Annotated in this window: 23 protein-coding genes; 11 read left to right on the top strand and 12 right to left on the bottom strand. The window is 56.9% G+C overall.

The features are described from left to right. The first annotated feature begins 28 nt into the window (after nt 1–28). A complete protein-coding gene (locus tag ACIQT8_RS09865; protein WP_400964926.1) occupies nt 29–988 on the top strand; it encodes a LysR family transcriptional regulator in 960 nt (319 codons plus the stop codon). A gap of 11 nt (nt 989–999) precedes the next feature. Here the strand turns inward: ACIQT8_RS09865 and ACIQT8_RS09870 are convergent, their stop codons facing one another. After that, nucleotides 1,000–1,797, bottom strand: a complete 798-nt coding sequence (locus ACIQT8_RS09870) for a creatininase family protein (RefSeq protein WP_400964927.1) — start codon at nt 1,795–1,797, stop codon at nt 1,000–1,002. 317 nt (nt 1,798–2,114) lie between these two features. On the opposite strand from ACIQT8_RS09870, the gene ACIQT8_RS09875 reads away from it, so the two are divergent. After that, nucleotides 2,115–2,648 carry a transglutaminase-like cysteine peptidase gene (locus tag ACIQT8_RS09875; RefSeq protein ID WP_400964928.1) on the top strand — a complete coding sequence of 178 codons (534 nt, stop codon included), beginning with the start codon at nt 2,115–2,117 and terminating at the stop codon, nt 2,646–2,648. 55 nt (nt 2,649–2,703) lie between these two features. On the opposite strand, the gene ACIQT8_RS09880 is transcribed toward ACIQT8_RS09875, so the two are convergent. Then, entirely contained in the window at nt 2,704–3,591 is an 888-nt protein-coding gene (locus tag ACIQT8_RS09880) for a DMT family transporter (protein ID WP_262526190.1), read from the bottom strand. A gap of 245 nt (nt 3,592–3,836) precedes the next feature. Here ACIQT8_RS09880 and ACIQT8_RS09885 point away from each other — a divergent pair, with 245 nt between their 5' ends. After that, nucleotides 3,837–5,135: an adenylosuccinate synthase gene (locus ACIQT8_RS09885; protein WP_138791277.1), complete on the top strand. Its 1,299-nt coding sequence runs from the start codon at nt 3,837–3,839 to the stop codon at nt 5,133–5,135. Between the two features lie 70 nt (nt 5,136–5,205). Further along, entirely contained in the window at nt 5,206–7,491 is a 2,286-nt protein-coding gene (locus ACIQT8_RS09890) for a hypothetical protein (RefSeq protein ID WP_400964929.1), read from the top strand. Nucleotides 7,492–7,633: 142 nt separating this feature from the next. On the opposite strand, the gene rpoH is transcribed toward ACIQT8_RS09890, so the two are convergent. From rpoH to ACIQT8_RS09905, 3 genes are all read right to left on the bottom strand, one after another. After that, nucleotides 7,634–8,536, bottom strand: a complete 903-nt coding sequence (gene rpoH, locus ACIQT8_RS09895; protein ID WP_138791275.1) for an RNA polymerase sigma factor RpoH — start codon at nt 8,534–8,536, stop codon at nt 7,634–7,636. Nucleotides 8,537–8,701: 165 nt separating this feature from the next. Continuing rightward, nucleotides 8,702–9,526 carry a class I SAM-dependent methyltransferase gene (locus ACIQT8_RS09900; protein ID WP_400964930.1) on the bottom strand — a complete coding sequence of 275 codons (825 nt, stop codon included), beginning with the start codon at nt 9,524–9,526 and terminating at the stop codon, nt 8,702–8,704. A 293-nt stretch (nt 9,527–9,819) separates the two neighbouring features. Then, on the bottom strand, nt 9,820–10,854 hold the full coding sequence (locus ACIQT8_RS09905) for an RluA family pseudouridine synthase (RefSeq protein WP_400964931.1): 1,035 nt from the start codon (nt 10,852–10,854) through the stop codon (nt 9,820–9,822). Nucleotides 10,855–10,892: 38 nt separating this feature from the next. Here ACIQT8_RS09905 and ACIQT8_RS09910 point away from each other — a divergent pair, with 38 nt between their 5' ends. Together ACIQT8_RS09910 and ACIQT8_RS09915 are read left to right on the top strand one after the other, a co-directional pair. Continuing rightward, a complete protein-coding gene (locus ACIQT8_RS09910; RefSeq protein WP_138791272.1) occupies nt 10,893–11,285 on the top strand; it encodes a hypothetical protein in 393 nt (130 codons plus the stop codon). Further along, nucleotides 11,275–12,129, top strand: coding sequence for a TrmH family RNA methyltransferase (locus tag ACIQT8_RS09915; protein WP_400964932.1), 855 nt, complete (start codon nt 11,275–11,277; stop codon nt 12,127–12,129). Before ACIQT8_RS09910 ends, ACIQT8_RS09915 begins: the two co-directional genes overlap by 11 nt. Nucleotides 12,130–12,137: 8 nt before the next feature. Here ACIQT8_RS09915 and ACIQT8_RS09920 read toward each other — a convergent pair whose 3' ends face one another. Then, on the bottom strand, nt 12,138–13,316 hold the full coding sequence (locus ACIQT8_RS09920) for a hypothetical protein (protein WP_400964933.1): 1,179 nt from the start codon (nt 13,314–13,316) through the stop codon (nt 12,138–12,140). A 230-nt stretch (nt 13,317–13,546) separates the two neighbouring features. Beyond that, nucleotides 13,547–14,143, bottom strand: a complete 597-nt coding sequence (locus tag ACIQT8_RS09925) for a DUF1134 domain-containing protein (RefSeq protein WP_178340895.1) — start codon at nt 14,141–14,143, stop codon at nt 13,547–13,549. Between the two features lie 148 nt (nt 14,144–14,291). Here ACIQT8_RS09925 and chpT point away from each other — a divergent pair, with 148 nt between their 5' ends. Further along, nucleotides 14,292–14,942, top strand: coding sequence for a histidine phosphotransferase ChpT (gene chpT, locus ACIQT8_RS09930; RefSeq protein ID WP_138791268.1), 651 nt, complete (start codon nt 14,292–14,294; stop codon nt 14,940–14,942). Between the two features lie 97 nt (nt 14,943–15,039). Here chpT and ACIQT8_RS09935 read toward each other — a convergent pair whose 3' ends face one another. Next, nucleotides 15,040–15,438, bottom strand: coding sequence for a RidA family protein (locus ACIQT8_RS09935; RefSeq protein ID WP_400964934.1), 399 nt, complete (start codon nt 15,436–15,438; stop codon nt 15,040–15,042). A 142-nt stretch (nt 15,439–15,580) separates the two neighbouring features. On the opposite strand from ACIQT8_RS09935, the gene ACIQT8_RS09940 reads away from it, so the two are divergent. Beyond that, on the top strand, nt 15,581–16,174 hold the full coding sequence (locus tag ACIQT8_RS09940; protein ID WP_400964935.1) for a TetR/AcrR family transcriptional regulator: 594 nt from the start codon (nt 15,581–15,583) through the stop codon (nt 16,172–16,174). Between the two features lie 31 nt (nt 16,175–16,205). Here the strand turns inward: ACIQT8_RS09940 and ACIQT8_RS09945 are convergent, their stop codons facing one another. Both ACIQT8_RS09945 and ctrA read right to left on the bottom strand, forming a co-directional pair. After that, nucleotides 16,206–16,715 carry a GNAT family N-acetyltransferase gene (locus ACIQT8_RS09945; protein WP_400964936.1) on the bottom strand — a complete coding sequence of 170 codons (510 nt, stop codon included), beginning with the start codon at nt 16,713–16,715 and terminating at the stop codon, nt 16,206–16,208. 133 nt (nt 16,716–16,848) lie between these two features. Continuing rightward, nucleotides 16,849–17,553 carry a response regulator transcription factor CtrA gene (gene ctrA, locus ACIQT8_RS09950; protein WP_027675781.1) on the bottom strand — a complete coding sequence of 235 codons (705 nt, stop codon included), beginning with the start codon at nt 17,551–17,553 and terminating at the stop codon, nt 16,849–16,851. Between the two features lie 448 nt (nt 17,554–18,001). Between ctrA and ACIQT8_RS09955 the strand changes: the two genes are divergently transcribed. Then, nucleotides 18,002–18,352: a flagellar export protein FliJ gene (locus ACIQT8_RS09955; protein ID WP_045017704.1), complete on the top strand. Its 351-nt coding sequence runs from the start codon at nt 18,002–18,004 to the stop codon at nt 18,350–18,352. Between the two features lie 372 nt (nt 18,353–18,724). After that, nucleotides 18,725–18,928 carry a DUF1059 domain-containing protein gene (locus tag ACIQT8_RS09960; protein WP_138791264.1) on the top strand — a complete coding sequence of 68 codons (204 nt, stop codon included), beginning with the start codon at nt 18,725–18,727 and terminating at the stop codon, nt 18,926–18,928. A gap of 24 nt (nt 18,929–18,952) precedes the next feature. On the opposite strand, the gene ACIQT8_RS09965 is transcribed toward ACIQT8_RS09960, so the two are convergent. Continuing rightward, nucleotides 18,953–19,234: a GNAT family N-acetyltransferase gene (locus ACIQT8_RS09965; RefSeq protein ID WP_400964937.1), complete on the bottom strand. Its 282-nt coding sequence runs from the start codon at nt 19,232–19,234 to the stop codon at nt 18,953–18,955. A 200-nt stretch (nt 19,235–19,434) separates the two neighbouring features. Next, on the bottom strand, nt 19,435–19,710 hold the full coding sequence (locus tag ACIQT8_RS09970) for a DUF1153 domain-containing protein (protein WP_003491799.1): 276 nt from the start codon (nt 19,708–19,710) through the stop codon (nt 19,435–19,437). A 434-nt stretch (nt 19,711–20,144) separates the two neighbouring features. Here ACIQT8_RS09970 and ACIQT8_RS09975 point away from each other — a divergent pair, with 434 nt between their 5' ends. Further along, nucleotides 20,145–20,672 (top strand): AAA family ATPase, encoded by a 528-nt coding sequence (locus tag ACIQT8_RS09975; RefSeq protein ID WP_400964938.1) that lies wholly within the window; start codon nt 20,145–20,147, stop codon nt 20,670–20,672. Nucleotides 20,673–20,733: the final 61 nt, after the last annotated feature.

The following is a 20,733-nucleotide window of genomic DNA, read 5'->3' on the forward strand; positions in this document are numbered from 1 at the left end:
GTCAAAATTTATGCAGAGTTGATCCGCCGTGCTTCATTCGCGCAAGCTGCAATATATCGACGAGATCGTGCGCTGCGGTTCCATCCGCAAGGCGGCAGCACGTCTCAACGTTGCGTCCTCGGCCGTTAACCGGCAGATCCTCGCGATCGAAGAGGAGTTCGGTGCACCTATTTTCGAACGGTTGCCACGCGGCCTTAAACTGACGGCTGCAGGCGAGTTGTGCATCGAACATATCCGCGAGGTGCTGAAGGATTATGAAAGGCTTGAGACCCGCATTCGCGGTCTCAAGATGCCGCAGGCGGGAAAAGTGACAATGGTGGCGACTACCGGTCTTGCTGCCGGCCCGTTAACGGCGATCCTGCACAATTTTCTCGAAAAACATCCGCGCGTACGGGTTCTGCTTCACAATGACAGCGGCACGCCGACTGTTAACCCGGTGTTGACGGGGGAGGCGGATATCGGCCTTGGTTTCAATATTCCGGCCGCACCGGGACTGCGTACACTTGCCTTGTTCGATGTGCCCGTTGGTGTGGTGCTGCCGCCCGATCATCCTTTGGCCGAACGCCTGAGCCTCGATCTCACCGATATCGTGCACGAGAAGATGGTTCTGTCGCAGCCGGGCACGAGCCTTCGCAATGTCATCAATCTTGTGCTGGCTCCTTTGCCAATGCAGGTTGAACCGCTGCTGGAAACCAATTCGGTGGAGTTGATGAAGCAGCTTGTGCGTTCGGGCTCCGGGCTGACACTTCTCAACCCGCTCGATGTTTATCTCGAATGCAAGCGTGGGGATTTGGTGTTTCGGCCGTTTTCGACACCACATATGCGCCATCAGCCGATGAAGCTGTTTGCCCGCTCACGCTCGACGCTCGATACAGCGGCGAGCCTTTTTGTGGAATTCCTGTTGTCCGAGCTTTCGGCGCTGGTTGCCGATCTGCAAAAGCAGGGACATGTGCCCTTGCAGGACAAACAACGCGAACAGGCGGGTTGAGGGCCTCGTTTTTAGCGCGAATAGAGCGCCGAAAGTGGGTAGTTTGCGAGATCGCGCAAGAGTTCGATGAAGCCGGAAACCTGATGTTTGCAGATAGCTTCGCCCTTGGCTGCGGTTCCCTTCGATGCATCGCCGACAACGCCATTGTCGTTCAGGTCGTGGGCGATCCAGGCCAGGGCATGTGGTGGCAGCGGCTGGATGAAACGTGAGCGCTCTTTCTGCCACTCGGCCTTCGATGTGAAATTCTGCGCCTTTTCCATTCGCACCAGTTCAGGACGAAAATGCAGCATCAGTGATGTCTCGACCTCGCCGCCATGAATGCCGAATTTCATTTCATGCTCACCAATCAGCCCTTCCGGATGGCCGAAGCGACCCCATTGGGTGCCGACCACTGCCATGCCGTATCGCACACGCAGTTCTCGCCCGACGATGCTCATGATGTCGACATTACCGCCATGGGAATTGACGATGACCATCTTCTTGACGCCCGCTTCCGAAACCTTCTGACCGATTGAGGTCCACATGCGGATCAGAAGGTCGGCATCGAAGGAAAGCGTGCCGGGTCCGTAGATATGTTCGTTTGCCTTGCCGATCTGCTGCGTGGGCAGAACCAATGTCACCAAATCGGCAGGTTTCTGGACACGAAACTCCGAGAGCATGCCCTCGGCGATTGCGACGTCGGTGGCGACGGGCAAATGCGGACCATGTTGTTCTGTCGAGGCGATCGGCAGGATGGCAACGGTATTTTCCGGGTCGAGCGTCGCAAAATCCAGCGTGTTCAATTCGTTCCAGTAGAAAGCCGTCGCCATGATGTCTGTCGCTCCGTTGTCGTGGTTCCTTACCGGAGTAGGCGTTTCGGCAGAGCGCGAAAAGCATCAATTTGTGCGCATGCCGCTCTCTTTTTCAGTGCGCGTTCAGATTGCCTGGGCAAGAAAAATGCGTGGCATGTCAAAAAATCGAAAACAGATAAAATTGTAGCTATCGGCTTAAAGCGGCTGAAAAGAGTGCTGTGCCATTGTGGGACTACAGACGAAGGAGCGCTCCAAAACAAAAAAGAGCGCCTCATTAAAAGCAACGCAGATCAAGACCGGCACAAAGCTGGCAGAAACCGAAACGGGGTATGAAAATGCTGAAGAAGATTATTGCTGCTGCCATTTGCGGCATTGTCGTCGCTTCCATGTCCACCCATGCGGATGCAGCCGGTGCCGCCGGTTTTGCGCGCGGTTTCGCCACGGCTGAGAAGGCTGCGCTTGCGAAGATCGATATCTCCGCCTCCGATCGTTTCGATGGCTGCACGCTTGTTGCGGGTCAGTGCGTTTCCTCCGCTGCCATGCGTTTGACGGAAAAGCGCCGCGACCAGCTTTTGAATGTCAACCGTGACATCAACGGCACGATGGGCGCGCTTGATGATTATTTTTCCGGTTTTGGAAGCGACGTTCCAGCCATTCAGCCTGTTGGCGCCGACAATTGCGGTGATTGCGCCACGATCAAGCGTTCTGCTCTGGTGGGCGCTGGCTGGTCGTCGAATGCGCTCCGGATCGCTTTTGCTCTCAATGACGATGGATCGCTTGAAAAGGTTCTGATTGTGTCGACCGACAAGGGGGACATCGTTCTCGGCAACGCCGCTTTCACATCCAAGGAGCGCGAAACCGCGCTCTAAACCATCCAGTTTCATGCCTGCCTGACTGCGCCGGTTTTCCCGATCCGATAGAGGATCAGGACGCCGGCGTTTTTTTTCGTTCGGCGACAGCAATTCCGGCAAGCGTCAGGAAGAGTGCGATGAGCTGATAAGTGTGCAGCGTTTCGCCCAGTACGGCCACTGAAAGAAGGGTTCCGAAAACGGGCACGAGGTTGATGAACAGGCCTGCGCGGTTGGCGCCAATCTGCTCCACACCCCTGATAAACAGGATCTGCGCAACCAGAGATGCGAAAATGGCGGCATAAAAAACGAGAACCCATCCGGTTTGATCCGGCCACAGCACGGTATTTTGCGAAACCTCCCAGCCGATCAACGGAACAGAGCTGACGAGCGCGAAAAAGGCCGGAATTGCCATCAGCGTACGCCAGTCAACTGCCGGTTTCCAGCGCAGGATCACGGTATAGATTGCGTAAGCCAGTACGGCGAGCAGCATGATGGCGTCACCGACATTCATGTCGAGCTGCAGCAGCGAAATTGGGTCGCCATGAGAGGCGAGCAGACCAACGCCTGCGATGGTCAGGCAAAAGCCGGCGATCTGGCCGACGAAGACGCGTGTGCGAAACAGCATAAAATTCAGGACGAAGATAACCATCGGAATGCCAGCCTGAATGACCGCGGCATTGATGGCAGAGGTGTGTTTGAGCGCTGTATAAAGAAAGACATTGAACGCGGTATAGCCGACGCTGCCAAGCACGAAAAAATAGGGCAGGCGTTGGCGCACGATGGGCCAATCGCGAATAAGCTGCGGCAGCGATATCGCGAAAATCATCGCCACCGCAAATACCCAGCGCAGGAAGGTGAATGCCATGGGACTGATATGGCCGATTGCCAGTTTTCCGGCGACGGTGTTGCCGCCCCAGCAGAGCGTGGCGATGATGAGGGCGATGTAAGCTTTCGAGGACACGCTGATCTTTCGGCTCGAGACGGTGGAGTGCGCGGAAACGACACGTGAGAATCGCGCCGGTTGCATCGGCGAGATCATTCCCGCCGGCGGAGATAAAGCCGAAATCCGCATTTTGTCACGGAAAAAGCAAATTTCGCCGCAAGAAACAGGGTCGCTTTCCGCAAGACAACACAGTATACATTCGCGGGTTTGGGTTTCCCATCGAATTACCGGGCGCGTAAGCGTCATCAGCAGGAAAGCAAGAAATGACGAATGTTGTGGTGGTCGGCTCGCAGTGGGGCGACGAAGGTAAAGGCAAGATTGTAGACTGGTTGTCCGAGCGGGCAGATGTCGTCGTGCGTTATCAGGGCGGTCACAATGCCGGTCACACGCTCGTCATCGATGGCGTGAGCTACAAGCTCTCGCTGCTGCCTTCTGGCGTCGTACGTCCTGGAAAATTGGCTGTCATCGGTAACGGCGTTGTTGTCGATCCGCATGCGCTGATTGCCGAAATCGGCCGTCTGGAAGTGCAGGGCGTCAAGGTCACGACCGACAATCTGCGTATCGCCGACAATGCGACACTTATTCTTTCTCTGCACCGCGAACTGGACGGCATGCGCGAAGACGCGGCCTCCAATAGCGGCACGAAGATCGGCACCACCCGTCGCGGTATTGGTCCGGCCTATGAAGACAAGGTTGGTCGTCGTGCGATCCGCGTCATGGATCTGGCTGATCTCGAAGCGCTTTCGGTCAAGGTTGACCGCATTCTGACGCACCACAATGCGCTGCGTCGCGGCTTCGGTGCGGCCGAAATTTCCCATGAAACGATCATGGAAGAACTGACGTCCATCGCCGACAAGATTCTGCCGTTCAGCGAAACCGTATGGTTGCTGCTCGACAAGAAGCGTCGCGCTGGCGCGCGCATCCTGTTCGAAGGCGCGCAGGGTTCGTTGCTCGATATCGACCACGGCACCTATCCGTATGTTACTTCGTCCAACACGGTTGCCGGTCAGGCCGCTGCCGGTTCGGGTATGGGTCCGGGTTCGCTCGGTTACATCCTCGGCATCACCAAGGCCTACACGACGCGCGTTGGCGAAGGTCCGTTCCCGACCGAACTGAACGATGAAATCGGCCAGTTCCTTGGCGAAAAGGGTCATGAGTTCGGCACCGTAACCGGCCGTAAGCGCCGTTGCGGCTGGTTCGATGCTGCACTGGTTCGACAGTCGGTTGCGACCAACGGCATCACCGGTATCGCACTCACGAAACTCGACGTTCTCGACGGTCTGGATGAGCTGAAAATCTGCGTTGGCTACAAGCTAGACGGCCAGGAAATCGATCATCTCCCGGCAAGCCAGGGCGCTCAGGCCCGTGTCGAGCCGATCTACATCACGCTGGAAGGCTGGAAAGAATCCACTGTCGGTGCCCGAAAATGGGCGGATTTGCCTGCTCAGGCAATCAAGTATGTCCGTCAGGTGGAGGAACTGATCGGAGCGCCGGTTGCGCTTCTGTCCACAAGCCCCGAGCGTGACGACACCATACTTGTGACTGATCCGTTTGAGGATTAATGTCCTCAGCGATCAAGTTTCATAAACCATATCGGGCCGGTACGTCGCCGGCCGCGACGAGAAAGTGCTTATGGCGGATTTTGTAGCGGTCATTCGCAAAGCCGTGGATGGCTTGGCGAACAATACTCCCGAAAACCGGGCGAAGGTTTACGAAAAGGCGCGTGGTGCCGTCGTGCGCCAGCTTGAAAACATGAAGCCGCGCCCGCCGGAAGAACTGCTGCGCCGGCAAATCACCAAACTCGACAGCGCCATTGCTGAGGTGGAAAGCGAATTCGCCGAAGCTTTGCCTGCGCTGGAAGAGGAAGACGAAGGCTTTGCGCCGGCTGTAGAGCCGGCGCATCAACCTTCTTATGAAGAGCCGGAAGAAGAAGTCGCCGCTGAACAGGTAGCGCATTCCGCTGACGCTGAAGAATACGAAGCGGATCGGGTCGAGCCAGTCTACGAGGAGCCTCATCCGGTTGAGGCCGCGCCGGTCGCTGCCGCCGATGAAGCACCGGTTGAGGAAGAGCACGCTCACGCCGAGGTCTCCAACGAAGCTCCTTACGAGGAGCCGGAAGAGCTTTATGACGCTCCAGAACCTGTTCATGCCGTTGCCGAGCAGGAGCAACCGCAGCAGGAAGTCATCGGCACCTATTTCACCCGTGCCGATGAGGAGCCTGCCTACGCCTCGGAAGAGGAGCGTTACGAAGAGGCGCATCATCATCCCGTCGAGGCTGAGCCTGCGGTCACGCCTGTTGACGAATCCGTTCCGGCACATTGGGCGCAACCCGTTGACGAGGACGACTGGCGCAAGCTTGACGAGGCGACGGAGGATGATCAGCAGCCTCACGGCGCCGAAGACTTGCCTGAGGACGAATACGAAGATCGTAACCAGGCTGGGCATCACCCCTATGCTGCAGCACCGGTCGTCGCGTTCGAGCCCGAGAAGCGCGACGAGCACGGCTACGCCGATCATCGTGCCGATGTCGATCACGATCCGGTCTTCGGTGGACGTCAAGACTATGCCGAAACGCGGAATGAGCCTGAAACGCCGCCGAAAAAAGCTGCCGTGGTGGAGGATTTCTCTACCTACTTCCAGGACACGGATATCGACCTTCCGGCAGAGCGCACGTCGGCAATGCCGCGCGCCAATGATGATCCCTTCGAAGCACCGAAGGACGGCAAGGACAATAAAGAGCGCACCCCTTGGGATGATCTGGATGAGTTGATCGGTTATGATGGCGCGTCGTCGTCGAACCGCGCAGCTTCGGATGAGGCCCCCAGTGTCGGGGCCAGTGCTGCAACGCCTGCCTATATGGTCAAGAAGAAGCCGCGCCGGAACTACGCGGCGGTCGTTCTTGCTCTGGTTGGCGCGGGCCTTCTGGCTGGCGGCGGTTATGCCCTCTGGATGAACCGCGACGCTCTGAACGACATGGTCGGCGGGCTGGTCCAATCAGCAGGCAACGGCAATGGCGAGACATCTGCGCCTTCCACCGACTCTGCCCAGACGCAGACACCCACGCCGCCGGCGACGCAGCAGCCACCGGCTGCCGGACAGCAGACGGCAAACAATCAGGCTCAACCTTCCGGCGACGACGGTTCTGTCACCGGCACGAAGTTCACCCAGCGCCTTATGGCCGATGGGACCGAGCGTGACGAGGGCCCGGCTGCTGGTGGAAATGGTCAGCCGGTGACGGCGGAAGGCCATTCTGTCTACGAGCAGAACGTCGCACCGCCAGCGACAACCGAGACACCTGCGGCCAATGGTGCTGCGCCGGCCGGAACGCCAGCGACGCCTGCCCAGCCCGGTGCTGTTGCCGGTGGCGAGCGCATGTTCCTGTATGAGGAAGTGCTGGGCCAGACGGTACCAACCGCGATCCAGGGTTCGGTTGCGTGGACATTGCAGCAGGAAAACGACAGTGAAGGCCGACCGTCTCCGACTGTACAGGGGCAGATTACTGTTCCCGGTCGCGGTTTGAGCGCGCTTATCACCTTCAAGCGCAACACCGATCCGTCGTTGCCAGCCAGCCATCTGATCGAGATCGTCTTCTCGGTTGCGCCTGGATTTGAAGGCGGCGCGATCGACAGCGTTCAGCGTATCGCGATGAAGAGCACGGAGCAGGATCGTGGTAATGCGCTGATCGCGGTTCCGGCCAAAATCACCGATGATTTCCACATGATCGCGCTCAATGACTTCCCTGACGCGATGAAAACCAACCTCGAACTGTTGAAGAGCCGCAACTGGATCGACATTCCAGTGTCCTATCGCAACGGTCGCCGTGCTTTGCTGACTTTGCAGAAGGGACCAGAAGGCATCGCTGCGTTTGATGCCGCCCTTCGCGACTGGGCTGCAGCCGCGCCTGCGACGGGTCAGTAAGGCGCTAACAGAGACAAGAAAAAGGGGCTGCCTGAGGCTGCCCCTTTTTTGTTTGCGGATGTTGTGAAGGATACAACGAAAAGCCCACAGATCTTTCGATCTGTGGGCTCCAATTTCTCACATGTCGATCGCTGTGATGATATCAGGCATCGACCACGCGAAGGGCGCGGGCGGCTTCCAGCGCTTCCTTCTGAACCGCTTCCTGAACCTTTTCGAAGGCGCGAACCTCGATCTGACGAACACGCTCGCGGCTGATGTCGAACTCGGAAGACAGCTCTTCCAGTGTCACCGGCTCTTCGGCAAGGCGCCGAGCCTCGAAGATGCGTCGTTCGCGCTCGTTCAACACACCCATGGCCTTGGCCAGCATGCGGCGACGGGTTTCCAGTTCGTCCTGCTCGATCAACACGGCTTCCTGGCTGTCGTGGTCGTCCACGAGCCAATCCTGCCACTGGCCGGATTCGCCTTCCGACGCCTTGATCGGGGCATTCAGCGACGCGTCGCCGTGCAGACGGCGGTTCATCGAGATAACTTCTTCTTCAGAAACCTGAAGCTTCGTGGCGATTTCCTTGACGTGCTCCGGCTTCAGATCGCCATCATCGATGGCCTGGATACGACCCTTCAGGCGGCGCAGGTTGAAGAACAGGCGCTTCTGGTTGGCTGTCGTACCCATCTTCACCAGGGACCACGAACGCAGGATATATTCCTGGATCGAAGCCTTGATCCACCACATTGCATAGGTCGCCAAACGGAAACCACGCTCCGGATCAAACTTCTTGACCGCCTGCATCAGGCCGACGTTACCCTCGGACACGACTTCACCGATCGGCAGGCCGTAGCCGCGATAACCCATGGCAATCTTGGCGACGAGGCGTAGGTGGCTGGTAACCAGCCTATGCGCGGCATCACGGTCGCCATGTTCGGCGTAACGCTTGCCGAGCATGTATTCTTCCTGCGGTTCCAGCATCGGGAACTTGCGGATTTCATCGAGATATCTGTTAAGACCGGCTTCACCGGCTGTAATGGAAGGCAAACTGTTGCGGGCCATATAGCACCCCCTTATCTTTGGTCTGTGGCGGCACCCTTTTTCGACGTTTAACGTCCCACGTCAGGCATGCCGTCGTGGCGGGTCATTATCGACCCCGCACGAACCCAGATGACAGATATGTACGCGGCTGCAGCATTTCAAGCGGCAGCCACGATCACACGCGCGTTACATCGTTACGATATCCTCTGTGCTGTCCTTAACCCCGCTCCGGTAGATTCGTTCCGAAAAATTTCCAAGTCCGGAGCGAACCATCAATTCGTACATGACCCGCCGCCGCATGGGATTGTGGAGGCGCGCAATCTTTGAGCCAAGAAACTGCGTTTCGGCGTGATGTAGCGTACGCAAATCCGGTGCATTGGCGATGACATGTTCGTAGTGCGCGTGAAATTCGCGGTGGCACACATAAGTCTTGTATTTCGTCATGCAGAAGCAGACGAGATTGTGCCCGTGGGTGCGAAGGAAGTCGGCCATTCCGACTGTAACTTCGGGCCAGGCGGGATTGAAGGTATCGTCAAAAACAATGATACCGTGGTCGGCGATCGCCTCCATCGCCAGTCTCGCATCTGCCATGACATGATGCAGATGATGGCCCCCGTCGATGCTGAAGAAGCGTACCGGACCGACCCGTTCGGTGATGTCGCTGGCATTCAGTCGCGTGCTGTCGCCGCGAATGATGAGGTCTTCATCGACCGGCTGTCCAAGGCGCTGGCCGTTGTCAAGAAAGCGCCGATACTGGTCAAGGCTGCCATCGGCGGGCGGGTCGAGTTCGAAGAGGTCAATCCCGAGAACCTTTTCACCTTCGGCCGCGAACCGCTGCAGCAGAAAATAGGAACGACCGTAAAACACGCCGATATCTGCCATGCCACCACCAAGGGCGCTTGCGGTCTGAGCTTGCAGCAAGGATTTGAAAACGAGCGCATCGGGAGGATCGATATATCCCTCCACCGTCCGCAGATCCTGAAATATGAAGCGGCGTTCATCGCTGTTCATGTGCAATCATTTCCGTCTCCCGTCGTTTCACGGGCGCCCTGCAGGCGGGTTTCGGCGGACACATGCGGGTGTGATGATTGCTGGCCGAACCAGTCAATCGCATGTGTTGCAGCTATGAAAAGGTGCAATGATTGAAGCGAAATTGGGGCGGTCCGGAAACGAGACCGCCTGCAAAATATAGGGAAAAGCGAAAACTGTCTTTATTATCCAAGGTTTCGTAAAGATGGCGGGCAAGGCATTTTTCAGCCTTTGCCATGCCCGCCTATCGCTGTTTCGTCGGAAGGAGCAAGCAGTTACGGGTGTTCGTGGCCTCGCAGCGCGTTGGTCAGTTCTTCCATGTCATCGGGCATATCAGTCTCGAATTCCATCACCTCACCGGTGCGTGGATGTTCAAATGCAAGAAGATAAGCATGCAGGGCCTGACGCGGGAAACGACCGACAATGCTCTTTGCCGGTTCTTCCAGCAGGTTTGCCTTGGTGCGGTAGGCTGCCCCATATTCAGGATCACCGATCAATGGGTGACCAATGTGCGCCATGTGCACGCGGATCTGATGCGTACGGCCGGTTTCGAGGCGGCATTCCACCATCGAGGCAAGGCAGGTTGCATCCGGCCGCTCATGAAACCGCTCGATGACCTCGTAGTGGGTGATTGCCTCGCGGGCGTCATCGGCGTGCTCGTTCTTGACGGCCCGTTTGGTGCGGTCGGATGACCGTCCCAAAGCGGCATCGATCGTGCCGCGCAGGGTTTTAGGACGACCCCATACAATGGCCTTGTAGGCGCGCTCAAGCGGGCCGGTGCGTCCATGGTCGGCAAATTGCGCAGCAAGATGTCGATGCGCAGCGTCATTCTTAGCCACGACCATGACACCAGAGGTTTCCTTGTCCAGTCGATGCACGATACCGGGACGTTTGACACCACCAATGCCGGAGAGACTGTCACCGCAATGATGGATCAGGGCGTTGACGAGCGTTCCCGTCCAGTTGCCAGCACCGGGATGCACCACCAGCCCTGCGGGTTTGACGAGCACGATCAGATCGTCATCTTCATATTCGACGTTGAGCGGAATATCCTCGCCCTTCGGTTCGGGATCTTCCGGCTCCGGCATGGAAATCTCGATCCGGTCACCGGGATGGACCTTCTTTTTGGGTTCGGTAATGGGTTTGCCGTTTACGGATACCGCCCCTTGCTCGATCAGTGCCTTGAGGCGGCTTCGCGACAAGTCGCCGCCGACTTCGGTCGCCAGCCATGAATCAAGGCGCCCTTCGGCATCTTCCCCGGCAATCAGGACTTTCCTTGCGTCGTCGCCTTGTTTAAAGGGGTCGTTCATTCTTATTTTTCCGATCCAACAGCATTTCAGGGAACCCGATGACGCAGGTCGAGCAAGACGAACAGGAAGACAAGCCGTTAGACCCGGCCATGGAAAAAGTTCGCCGCAAGATGATCCGTTTGCAGATCGTGTCGGGCTCCGTGATGTTTATCAGCCTTATGGCTGTGTTCGGCGCGGTTGTCTACAAGGCGATGGGGCCGTCGAAGCCCGCTCCGGTGGCGCAGACGCAGGGCCAGACAATGGCAGTTCCCTCTGATGGTCCCGTTGCCGCTACGGCAAGCTTGCCGCAGGGCTTTACGATTGAAAACGTCAGCTATTCCGGCGGTGACATGCTGTTTTACGGACGGCTCGCCAACGGAACGCGCAAGGCACTCGTTTACAACGTCGCTGCCGGTCGCTTCATCGCCGATGTTACGGTCGATGGCCAGTAAAAGCTCAGACCTGCCGGATGGCCATGTGCTGATCCCTATTGAAGATCCTGACGATCCGCGCATTGCTGCATTTCGCGATATTCGCGAGCGCGATCTGACCGGCAGGCAAGGGCGCTTTATTGCCGAAGGCACGGTCGTGCTTCGTATGCTGGCGGCAGCTCACAAAGCGCAGGGTGCCTTTGCGGCAGAAAGCATCCTTATTCTCAAGAACCGGCTTTCGGGTGTTGCCGATATTCTCGCTGAATTTCCCGTCGATGTGCCGGTTTACGTCGCCGAGGCTCCTGTCCTGGATGCCATTGCAGGTTTCCATTTGCATCGTGGCATTCTGGCGCTCGGCCGTCGCGTCGGTGACGCATCGTCCGATAATCTTATCTCTCGACTGCCCGCATCATCGCTGGTTTTGGTGGGATGCGGTATTTCCAATCACGACAACATGGGCGCAATGTTCCGGAATGCGGCGGCTTTCCATGCCGATGCAGTCCTGCTGGACGGTACCTCCTGCGACCCGCTCTACCGAAAGGCATTGCGTGTCTCCGTCGGGTCGGTGCTTGCCGTTCCCTATCATCGCGGTGGTGATGCGGTCGATATGCTGGAGCGGTTGGCGGCTGCCGGTTTTGCCATATGGAGCCTGTCGCCGAATGGCGAAACCGAGATACGGCAAATTCCTAGATCTGAACGCATGGCGCTGGTCATCGGTACTGAGGGCGACGGATTGCCGCAATCAGTGCTTTCGCGGTTTCATACGGCACGCATTGCGCAGTCAGCGCAACTCGACAGTCTGAACGCGGGAACAGCATCCGGTCTTGCTCTCTACCAGATGGCCGGCGCAATCGGGCGCATATAAGCTGATTTTTATGCGCCAGGTGACTGGGACGATTGTTCCATCAGCGTTGTCGCGCGTTTCGCAAGGCTGTCACGTCCTGAGCTTGTTTCACCCTTTGACAGAAGCGCAGGGATCGGCGATTTTTCACCTTCGCGTGCGGCGGTAAGTGCGATCATCTGCGCAGCGATACGAGCGATTTCGCGTCGGATTGCCTCGTCATTTGTCGTCCCACGAACATTGATAAGTCGCTCGGTGAGTGCCGTGCCCTGATTGCGGATATCTTCGATCTGCTGTTCGAGGCCGCTTGGCCGGATCGCCTCTTCCTCGGCGACTGCTGGCGGCTGTGACGCTTCCACGGCGGTTTTAGCTTCAGCGAGGGCTTGCTGCTTGCTGGATGCCGGGTTCGGCAAACGGATGACCATGTCGTCGGTCTTACCGCCCGTTGCCGCAAGCTGTTCCTTCAGACGTGCGATTTCCTGCTGGCGGAGCGTCAGCGCTGTATCGAGATCAGCGTTCTTGGCGACTGCAGTGGCCAGTTTTTCTTCCAGACGCGTCACCTTCCGGCTTTCGCGCGCCACGGCTGTCATTGCTTCACGATTGCGGTCGCTCACATCCTTGAGCTCGCGTGCAGTCGTTTCGCCTTCCTTTCGGAAACGGGACGCGCTCTGTTTTGCCTGCTCGGCCTCAATGTCGCGGGTGGCGGCCAGTATCTTGGAATCGTCCAGTTCGCGGGTGAGGTTGGTCAGGCGCGCTGTCAGTTCCGACATTTGGGTGGCGCGGCTATTGGCCGTTTCCTGATGCTCGGAAAGTCCGGCTTGCAGGCGGGTCGTGTTTTCCTCGCTCTGATCGAGTGCGGATCGTAACTCGTCGATTTCGAGTGTCAGTTCCTCGATTTTTACCGACAGGCCACGGTTTTGCTCACCAAGACGATACGCATCGCTGGAGGCGGCTTCGTTGGCCAGTCTGAGTGAGGTGTTCTTCTCGCGTTCGGTGTTGAGCTCCTGGCGAACCTTGGCGTTTTCGGCCGCATAAAGGGCACGCGCCATATCTTTCTGGGCGCGAACTTCCTGCGGGCTGATGGGCATCGTCGCGCGCAGACGGTTTTCCGTATACGCGACAATGCGGCGATGGATTGCGGGTGCAATCAGCAAGGCAAGCAGGGTTGCGGTCAGAAAACCCAGTCCAAAGAGAATGGCATATTCTATCACGCGGGACAGTCTCCGAAACTACAGAGCATTTTTCTGGGTGAAAACGCTTCCACCTTCAATGCTCTCTCTTTGTGTTTCCACGCATTTCCGGGTCACGCATAGTCGTTGCAAGCTGCTTACACTCGGAAAGAGCGGCGTGAAAACATGCTACGCTATTCTTGCAACCGTGGGGAGGGGCCCGATAACCGAAGCAGATGCGGTTTTTTGCCCCTGATTTGCTTGCCTGCGAATCAGAAGGGGTTCCAGGTTGGCTGCTGGGTAAGCTTCAAATAGCCCACATTGATGCCAAGGCGGGCGCCGATGCCGGTACGGATGGGGGCGATCGTAACGTCTGAGCTTTTGAGATAGGTCATGCCAACGCCCGCGACAATGAAGGCGGAACCGCTGACACCGCCGTAGCGACGGTAGAGCGCATCAACTGCCGGCAGATTGTAGACGAGCATCATGGCGCGCGTGCCCTGACCGCCATAGTCCAGACCGAGTGACGGGCCTTGCCAGAAGACGGGGTGCTGGCCTGCGTTCTTGGTGTAAAGCGTGCCTTCGCCATAGGTCAGGCCAGCGACGAATGCGCCGGAACCTTCCTGGCCGAGAACGTAACCGTTCGGAAGGCCGTACTGCTGAAAGGCGCGTTCAACCACCTTGGCCAGTCCACCGGTTGTTTCGCCGAAGAAGCCGTGCCCCGCGTCGATGATCTCCTGGAAAGTGTACTGGTCACTGCTCTGCGCTGCGGCAGGCGCAACCGACAGAAAAAGGCTTGCGAGCAGCACAAGAATCTTTTCCAGTCCGAGGCGTGCAGTGGTGCGGGTTTTCGTGAAGCGCATCGTCAAGTCCGTCCGTCTGTTGAATTCCGATTGCCGTGTTAAGTCATTTGGCATTTTGAAACCATCCTATTAACAATCGGTTTACCAAATATGGTGTCATTATGGCCTTAGATGTTCACACCGTCCGCGCAGCCCTTGCGCAGGAGAGAATTTTATGACGACCAAACTTAATATCACGCTGTCCGGTCCCGATCTGGCGGCGCTCCTTTGCAGCCGCGTGTGCCATGACGTTATTTCCCCGGTCGGTGCGATCAACAACGGCCTCGAACTTCTGGACGAAGGTGGCGCGGATGCCGATGCGATGGATCTTATCCGTACGTCTGCCATCAACGCATCAGTTCGCCTGAAGTTCGCCCGCCTTGCTTTCGGTGCATCCGGTTCTGCCGGGGCGTCCATCGATACGGGAGAAGCGGAGAAGGCTGCCAAGGATTTCGCCGCTGCTGAAAAGAAAGCGGAAGTCAGCTGGAATGGGCCGCGCGCCATTGTCGCCAAGAACCGCGTCAAGCTGTTGCTCAACCTGTTCCTGGTGGCTTACGGTTCCATCCCGCGCGGCGGCAATGTGGATGTGTTGCTGGAAAGCCCGGATGGTGACGCCAAGTTCGAAATCACCGTCAAGGGCCGGATGATGCGCGTTCCCGCCAAGTTCGTGGAAATCTACGAGGGCCGTCTGGAAGAAGCGGTCGATGCTCATTCCGTTCAGCCCTATTATACGCTGTTGCTTGCGGAAGAGGCAGGCATGCAGGTGGAATACAAGGTCCACGAAGACCGGATTGTTTTCACCGCCGTTACCGTCGCGGCCGAATGATAGATCGAACTGCCCAGGCGCTCGCTTGGGTGTGTTCCTGCAAAAAAGAAACCGGTGATGCGAATCACCGGTTTTTTGTTGGGATGTTTTCGGCGTCTTACTCTGCCGACGGGATGCGGACGATAACCTTGATTTCGAAATCGAACCCGGCCAGCCAATTGACACCCAAAGCAGTCCAGGCCGGATAGGGTGGCTCGTTGAAGACTTCGTCTTTCACCTTCAAGACCGTGTCGAATTGAGCTTCAGGGTCTGTGTGGAAGGTGGTGACATCGACGATGTCGTCAAACGTGGCGCCAGCTGCGGCTAGTGTTGCTTTCAGATTCTCGAATGCCAACCGAACCTGACGTTCGAAGTCCGGCTCGGGGGTGCCGTCCGGCCTGCTGCCGACCTGGCCTGAGACAAAGAGTAAATCTCCAGATTTTATGGCGGCCGAATAACGATGCTCTTCGTAAAGTTTGTGGCGGCCGGCGGGGAAAATGGCGTTGCGCTTGCTCATGTTGTTCTCCTGATAGGCTTCAAATCGTTCGGCGCTTCACAAAGACAGTCGCCGCACTATATACGTTGCGTATGTGAAATAGTGACATACGTGCCGTATGTCAAATCAAGATACGCTTCGTATGTGAATTTAAGGGTTTAAAATGGCCGGGCGACGTCTCGAAACGATGCAGGAAAACAGGCTGAAGTTGATCGCCGCTGCCCGCAAGGCGTTCGCGGAGAAGGGTTATAATGCTGCGTCCATGGACGAGCTGACGGCTGATGTCGGGTTGACGCGCGGCGCGCTGTACCACAATTTTGGTGACAAGCGCGGCCTCCTGGCGGCGGTCGTGAACCAGATCGACACGGAAATGGCGATGCAGGCCAAGGCGGCAGGCGCGCAACATACAGATGCGTGGGAAGCGCTTCTTACTGAAGGGGCGGCCTATATCGAGATGGCGCTCGATCCCGAGGTTCAACGCATCGTTCTTCTGGATGGTCCTGCTGTACTTGGCGATCCGTCACTCTGGCCAAGCCAGAACAGTTGTCTCCAGGTCACGAAGAGTGCGGTACAGCAACTCATCGCCACCGGCATCGTGAAGCCGCTCGATGCGGAAGCGGTGGCGCGGTTGATCAGCGGTGCGGCGTTGAATGCCGCACTTTGGGTTGCTGCAAGCGAAGAGCCGTTAACGGTGCTGCCAAAGGCGGTCGAGGCGTTCCGCGCGCTGGCATCGGGTCTGTTGCAAACGCCGCGTTAGGCGGTTCCTGGTCAATGGCTATGGCGGCGCGTCAGACGTCAGCGCGATACCGGTAAACAAGGTCTTCGGGATCGGAGCGCGGCGCTGTGGCGTCGAGCTTGCCGCCAAGGCGTTCGGCTACAGCCGCCGACTTGAGATTTTCCGGTGCGACGTAGCTGACCAGTGTCAAAAGTTTGAGACTCTGAAACGCCCATTGTCGTAGCGCCTGCGCCGCCTCCGCAGCATATCCTTGTCCTTCAAAGCCTCGATAGAGCAGCCAGCCAAGTTCTTTTTCCGGAAAGAGCGGACCGTGGTTGATGCCGACCTGGCCGAGGCATTCGTGCGTTGCGGTTCGTTCGATCATCAGCGCCCCGTGTCCGAAGAAATGCCAGTTTGCCTGATCGTGGCAGAACATGCCCCAGGCAGCGCGCAGATCATAGGGTCCGCCGACGCCGATCGAGCGCGGAGACGCCATGAAATCAAGATAGCCGGAAAAATCCGCAATGGTTTGCGGGCGTAGTGTCAACCGTTCGGTTTTCAGGGTCGGAATAGGGTAGGACACCGCATCTTCCTTTCAGACGCGCTCTAAGGCCGCAACGTGACAAGCAAATAACGTGCGACTTCTTTCTTTGGCACATAATAAAAAACCCGCCGTTTGCGCGGCGGGTTTTTGCAAATAGTCTGTCTCGAAAAGATCAGGCGGTTTCGAGATATTCGGTAGCGCCATCCGGCTCGCGCAGAACGTAACCGCGACCCCAAACTGTTTCGATGTAGTTTGCACCACCTGCAGCATTTGCGAGCTTCTTGCGCAGCTTGCAGATGAATACGTCGATGATCTTGAGTTCCGGCTCGTCCATACCGCCGTAGAGGTGGTTGAGGAACATTTCCTTAGTCAGCGTTGTGCCCTTGCGCAGCGAAAGCAGCTCGAGCATCTGGTATTCCTTGCCGGTCAGATGAACGCGCTGTCCACCAACTTCCACCGTCTTGGCGTCCAGGTTAACGATCAGCTCGCCCGTGGCGATGACCGACTGGGCGTGGCCCTTCGAACGGCGAACGATTGCGTGAATGCGGGCGACAAGCTCATCCTTATGGAACGGCTTGGTCATGTAATCGTCTGCGCCGAAGCCGAGGCCGCGAACCTTGTCCTCGATGCCGGCCATGCCGGAGAGGATGAGGATCGGCGTCTTAACCTTCGAAAGACGCAGGGTTCTCAGAACTTCATAACCCGACATGTCAGGCAGGTTCAGGTCGAGCAGAATGATATCGTAATCGTAGAGCTTGCCGAGATCCACGCCTTCCTCACCGAGGTCGGTCGTGTAAACGTTAAAACTTTCCGACTTGAGCATCAGTTCGATGCTCTGCGCTGTTGCGCTGTCGTCTTCAATAAGTAGAACCCGCATAATTATCCCCTTTGCCGCCCGCAGGGAGGTAAAACATTGCCTCGCGCGATGCGGATCCAGACGTTGCCTGATTTGCAGGCTGCCACCAAATGGTTAACAAATTCTAATTGCCTTTGGCAAGGTGTATCGAATTTATTAAGCAAAGTTGACATTCTGCTGTTTTTGCAAGTGAATCCGCCATCGCCAAAATTGAAGCTTAACGTGAGGAAAACCCGTTAAGTGATTCAATCGACTCTTACATCGTCGTGTCCATTTTTTTGGACTTGGCATTTACCGACCCTTAAATGATCGTGCTTATCATTAACGATGCCCGTAAACGAAAGGTTAACGGCGGCTGATTTTTATTAACGCCGGGTAACTTTTAGGAATCATTCCGGTACAGCCGGGACGAATACGGGCGGTTAATGCCTTTTTTGGCCTGGGTCTCGCTATCCATGGAGTATTGCGTATGAAGTCGCGTGACAGCCTAGTTCGCCTGAAAGAATTTCAGGTCAACGAAAAACGGCGGCAGCTGCAGCAGTTGCAGCAGATGATGTCCGAATTCGAACGGATGGCCAAGGAGCTGGTACACCAGATCTCTCTGGAAGAAAGCAAGTCGGGAATTACCGATCCGACGCATTTCGCCTATCCGACCTTTGCAAAAGCAGCGCGCCAGCGGGCCGACAATCTTCAGGTTTCCATTCGAGAACTGAAGACGCAGCAAGAAGCTGCCGAAGCTTCGCTGGAAGAAGTGCAGGCCGAATACGAAAAGGCCGCAGCACTGGAAAACCGCGATGGAGCAATCCGCGCCCGCGCCTGATCGGCCGGTAAGGTAACCGGACGAACTTTGCGTCCTCATTGACGGCTGCCGGTGGATCAGGTGGCGGCTTTCAATGACGGGATGCCATGACCTTATTTATGAAAACGGCCGCCGTTCAGGCGGCCGTTTTCGTTTCTATGGGCTGCAGGCTCGTGCCTTTTTTGCATTTGTTAACGCTACGGGATGGGAGTAATCTGTGAAGGTTCCGACCGTGAGCCGGAGACTGACCGCAGGTGCGCCTTGAGGGCGGAGAGGGAATAGGACACGGTCCGGCTGTTCCAAATTTGTTGTTCGAGCAGCAGCTTTTGCGAAACCGCGTTAACAGTCTCTCGCTGCTTCAGCTGACGCCAGCGGCAAAAAGGGAGGAAGACAATGGCCCGTCAATATATCGATTGCCGTGAATTTCCGAGTGAAAGCAAATGCACGATTGCCATCTCCGCTGATACCGCCGACGAGTTGATCGAGGCGGCTGTTCAGCACGCGATTGCCGTGCATGGTGCTGAAGACACACCTGAATTCCGTGACGAAGTTCGCAAGAGCATTCATCAGGGAACCCCGCCAATGATGGTGGCGTGAAGACGTGTCGTGACAGTCTGATCCTCAACCCTGAATAGCGTCGGCCCATTCCGGATGGCGAAGCGTCTGCGCCTTGAAAAATGGGCAGAGCGGGATGATTTTCCAGCCGCCCTTACGGGCTTCTTCGACGGCGTGGGTGGCAAGAGCCTGACCGACACCCTTGCCGCGCAGAGCATCCGGCACGCCGGTGTGATCGATGATGATGAGGGAGGGGGATGTTCTGGAATAGGTCATTTCGGCCTTGTGGCCGTCGAGGATTGCCGAATATTCGCCGTGCGATCCCGTTTCCGCGGTGGTGATGTCCATGAAGTTTCTCCCTTTGATCCTGTTGTTCGCTTCACAGGCACTTTAGCCGGCTCGGTTAAAATGGAAACAGTCGGGGTGGCGAACGCACTGGACACAAAAGTGCGACAATGCCTGTGGTCGACGTACAAACGCCCCGCTGGATCGGTCCGACGGGGCGTTTGAAAACATCATGCCAGCACGAATGCGGCGAAAACGACAGGTTAGTGGCGATATTGCTGGATGCGCGTTGTGCGCAGGCCGGCAAGGCCATGATCGGCAATCGAAGACTGCCAGGATAGGAATTCTTCAACAGTGAGCGTGTAGCGCTCACATGCTTCCTCGAGGCTCAGCAGTCCTCCGCGCACGGCGGCAACAACCTCTGCCTTTCTGCGGATGACCCAGCGACGGGTGTTGGCAGGCGGAAGATCCGCGATCGTCAGGGGGCTGCCATCGGGGCCGATGACATATTTAACTCGTGGGCGTATCATTTCGGTCATTGGACACTCTATACAAACTCAAGACCATATGACGGGAACTCTAGCCCGGTACCTTTAAAAATTGCCTAAGCAGTTCGTGACGATTTATTAAGAATTTGAATGATTTCGCCTGATTTGTTCGTGTTGCCTTATTTCGCGGGCTAAATTTTTCTTCCTCTACGCGATTTTTTTCTCACCACCTGTCATTTTCTGTGCGATCGCGTCGTTCTGTATGACGCCTTGACACGAAAGCAATGTCATCGTTCCACGACGCTGGGTAATTGTCTTGAGCTGGAGGGGTAGCCGAGGGTTGGATATTGTGCCTTAGCAACAATGGCTGGTTGTGTGCGATGTCGGCTTTCTGATTTACCGTGGCTCCTTGTCGGTCCGATCAAGACCGTTATGGCTCCAAGCCAAGGACGCTTTCTCAAACACTTTGAACCTGGAGGACGATCGTGGATCGGTTCGTAATTCTTTCCGGTTGCTCGGGTGGTGGAAAATCCACGCTGCTTGAGGAGCTCGGCCGTCGTGGTTTCTCAACGGTGGAGGAACCGGGGAGGCGCATTGTCACCGAGGAGATGGTGGGTGGCGGTCTGGCACTGCCGTGGAACGATATGGCAGCTTTTGCCCGTCGTGCGGTTGCGCTCTCGCTTGACGATCGTCAAAACGCACCGGCAGAGGGGCGAGTGTTTTTCGATCGCGGTCTCGTCGATGCTGCGTCCGCTCTTCATCATGCCGCGGGCGACACCTTTATCGACACGCTGCAACGTGAGCACCGATACAACCGGCTGGTTTTCATTACACCGCCGTGGCCGGAAATCTACCGCAGCGACAGTGAGCGACAACATGATCTCGACACGGCGATGGATGAGTATGAACGGCTGCTACGCGATTATGCACGACTGGACTATGAGACGATCGTTTTGCCCAAAATCGACGTCCAGGAGCGCGCGGACGTCGTTCTTAGGAGCCTGACGTCGTAAGTGAGGCGAACGCCGCTTGTGGTCATCCCTGAGGGCGAGAACGACGCTTCGCAGTAGCGTG

Source organism: Agrobacterium sp. NPDC090273, from assembly GCF_044772305.1.
Lineage (GTDB): Bacteria > Pseudomonadota > Alphaproteobacteria > Rhizobiales > Rhizobiaceae > Agrobacterium.

What these genes read in the sequence shown, in the direction of transcription:
- ACIQT8_RS09870 (WP_400964927.1), bottom strand. Translation starts at nt 1,797, where the DNA reads ATGGCGACGGCTTTCTACTGGAACGAATTGAACACGCTGGATTTTGCG.
- ACIQT8_RS09875 (WP_400964928.1), top strand. Translation starts at nt 2,115, where the DNA reads ATGCTGAAGAAGATTATTGCTGCTGCCATTTGCGGCATTGTCGTCGCT.
- ACIQT8_RS09885 (WP_138791277.1), top strand. Translation starts at nt 3,837, where the DNA reads ATGACGAATGTTGTGGTGGTCGGCTCGCAGTGGGGCGACGAAGGTAAA.
- ACIQT8_RS09890 (WP_400964929.1), top strand. Translation starts at nt 5,206, where the DNA reads ATGGCGGATTTTGTAGCGGTCATTCGCAAAGCCGTGGATGGCTTGGCG.
- rpoH (WP_138791275.1), bottom strand. Translation starts at nt 8,536, where the DNA reads ATGGCCCGCAACAGTTTGCCTTCCATTACAGCCGGTGAAGCCGGTCTT.
- ACIQT8_RS09900 (WP_400964930.1), bottom strand. Translation starts at nt 9,526, where the DNA reads ATGAACAGCGATGAACGCCGCTTCATATTTCAGGATCTGCGGACGGTG.
- ACIQT8_RS09905 (WP_400964931.1), bottom strand. Translation starts at nt 10,854, where the DNA reads ATGAACGACCCCTTTAAACAAGGCGACGACGCAAGGAAAGTCCTGATT.
- ACIQT8_RS09910 (WP_138791272.1), top strand. Translation starts at nt 10,893, where the DNA reads ATGACGCAGGTCGAGCAAGACGAACAGGAAGACAAGCCGTTAGACCCG.
- ACIQT8_RS09915 (WP_400964932.1), top strand. Translation starts at nt 11,275, where the DNA reads ATGGCCAGTAAAAGCTCAGACCTGCCGGATGGCCATGTGCTGATCCCT.
- chpT (WP_138791268.1), top strand. Translation starts at nt 14,292, where the DNA reads ATGACGACCAAACTTAATATCACGCTGTCCGGTCCCGATCTGGCGGCG.
- ACIQT8_RS09935 (WP_400964934.1), bottom strand. Translation starts at nt 15,438, where the DNA reads ATGAGCAAGCGCAACGCCATTTTCCCCGCCGGCCGCCACAAACTTTAC.
- ACIQT8_RS09940 (WP_400964935.1), top strand. Translation starts at nt 15,581, where the DNA reads ATGGCCGGGCGACGTCTCGAAACGATGCAGGAAAACAGGCTGAAGTTG.
- ctrA (WP_027675781.1), bottom strand. Translation starts at nt 17,553, where the DNA reads ATGCGGGTTCTACTTATTGAAGACGACAGCGCAACAGCGCAGAGCATC.
- ACIQT8_RS09955 (WP_045017704.1), top strand. Translation starts at nt 18,002, where the DNA reads ATGAAGTCGCGTGACAGCCTAGTTCGCCTGAAAGAATTTCAGGTCAAC.
- ACIQT8_RS09960 (WP_138791264.1), top strand. Translation starts at nt 18,725, where the DNA reads ATGGCCCGTCAATATATCGATTGCCGTGAATTTCCGAGTGAAAGCAAA.
- ACIQT8_RS09965 (WP_400964937.1), bottom strand. Translation starts at nt 19,234, where the DNA reads ATGGACATCACCACCGCGGAAACGGGATCGCACGGCGAATATTCGGCA.
- ACIQT8_RS09970 (WP_003491799.1), bottom strand. Translation starts at nt 19,710, where the DNA reads ATGACCGAAATGATACGCCCACGAGTTAAATATGTCATCGGCCCCGAT.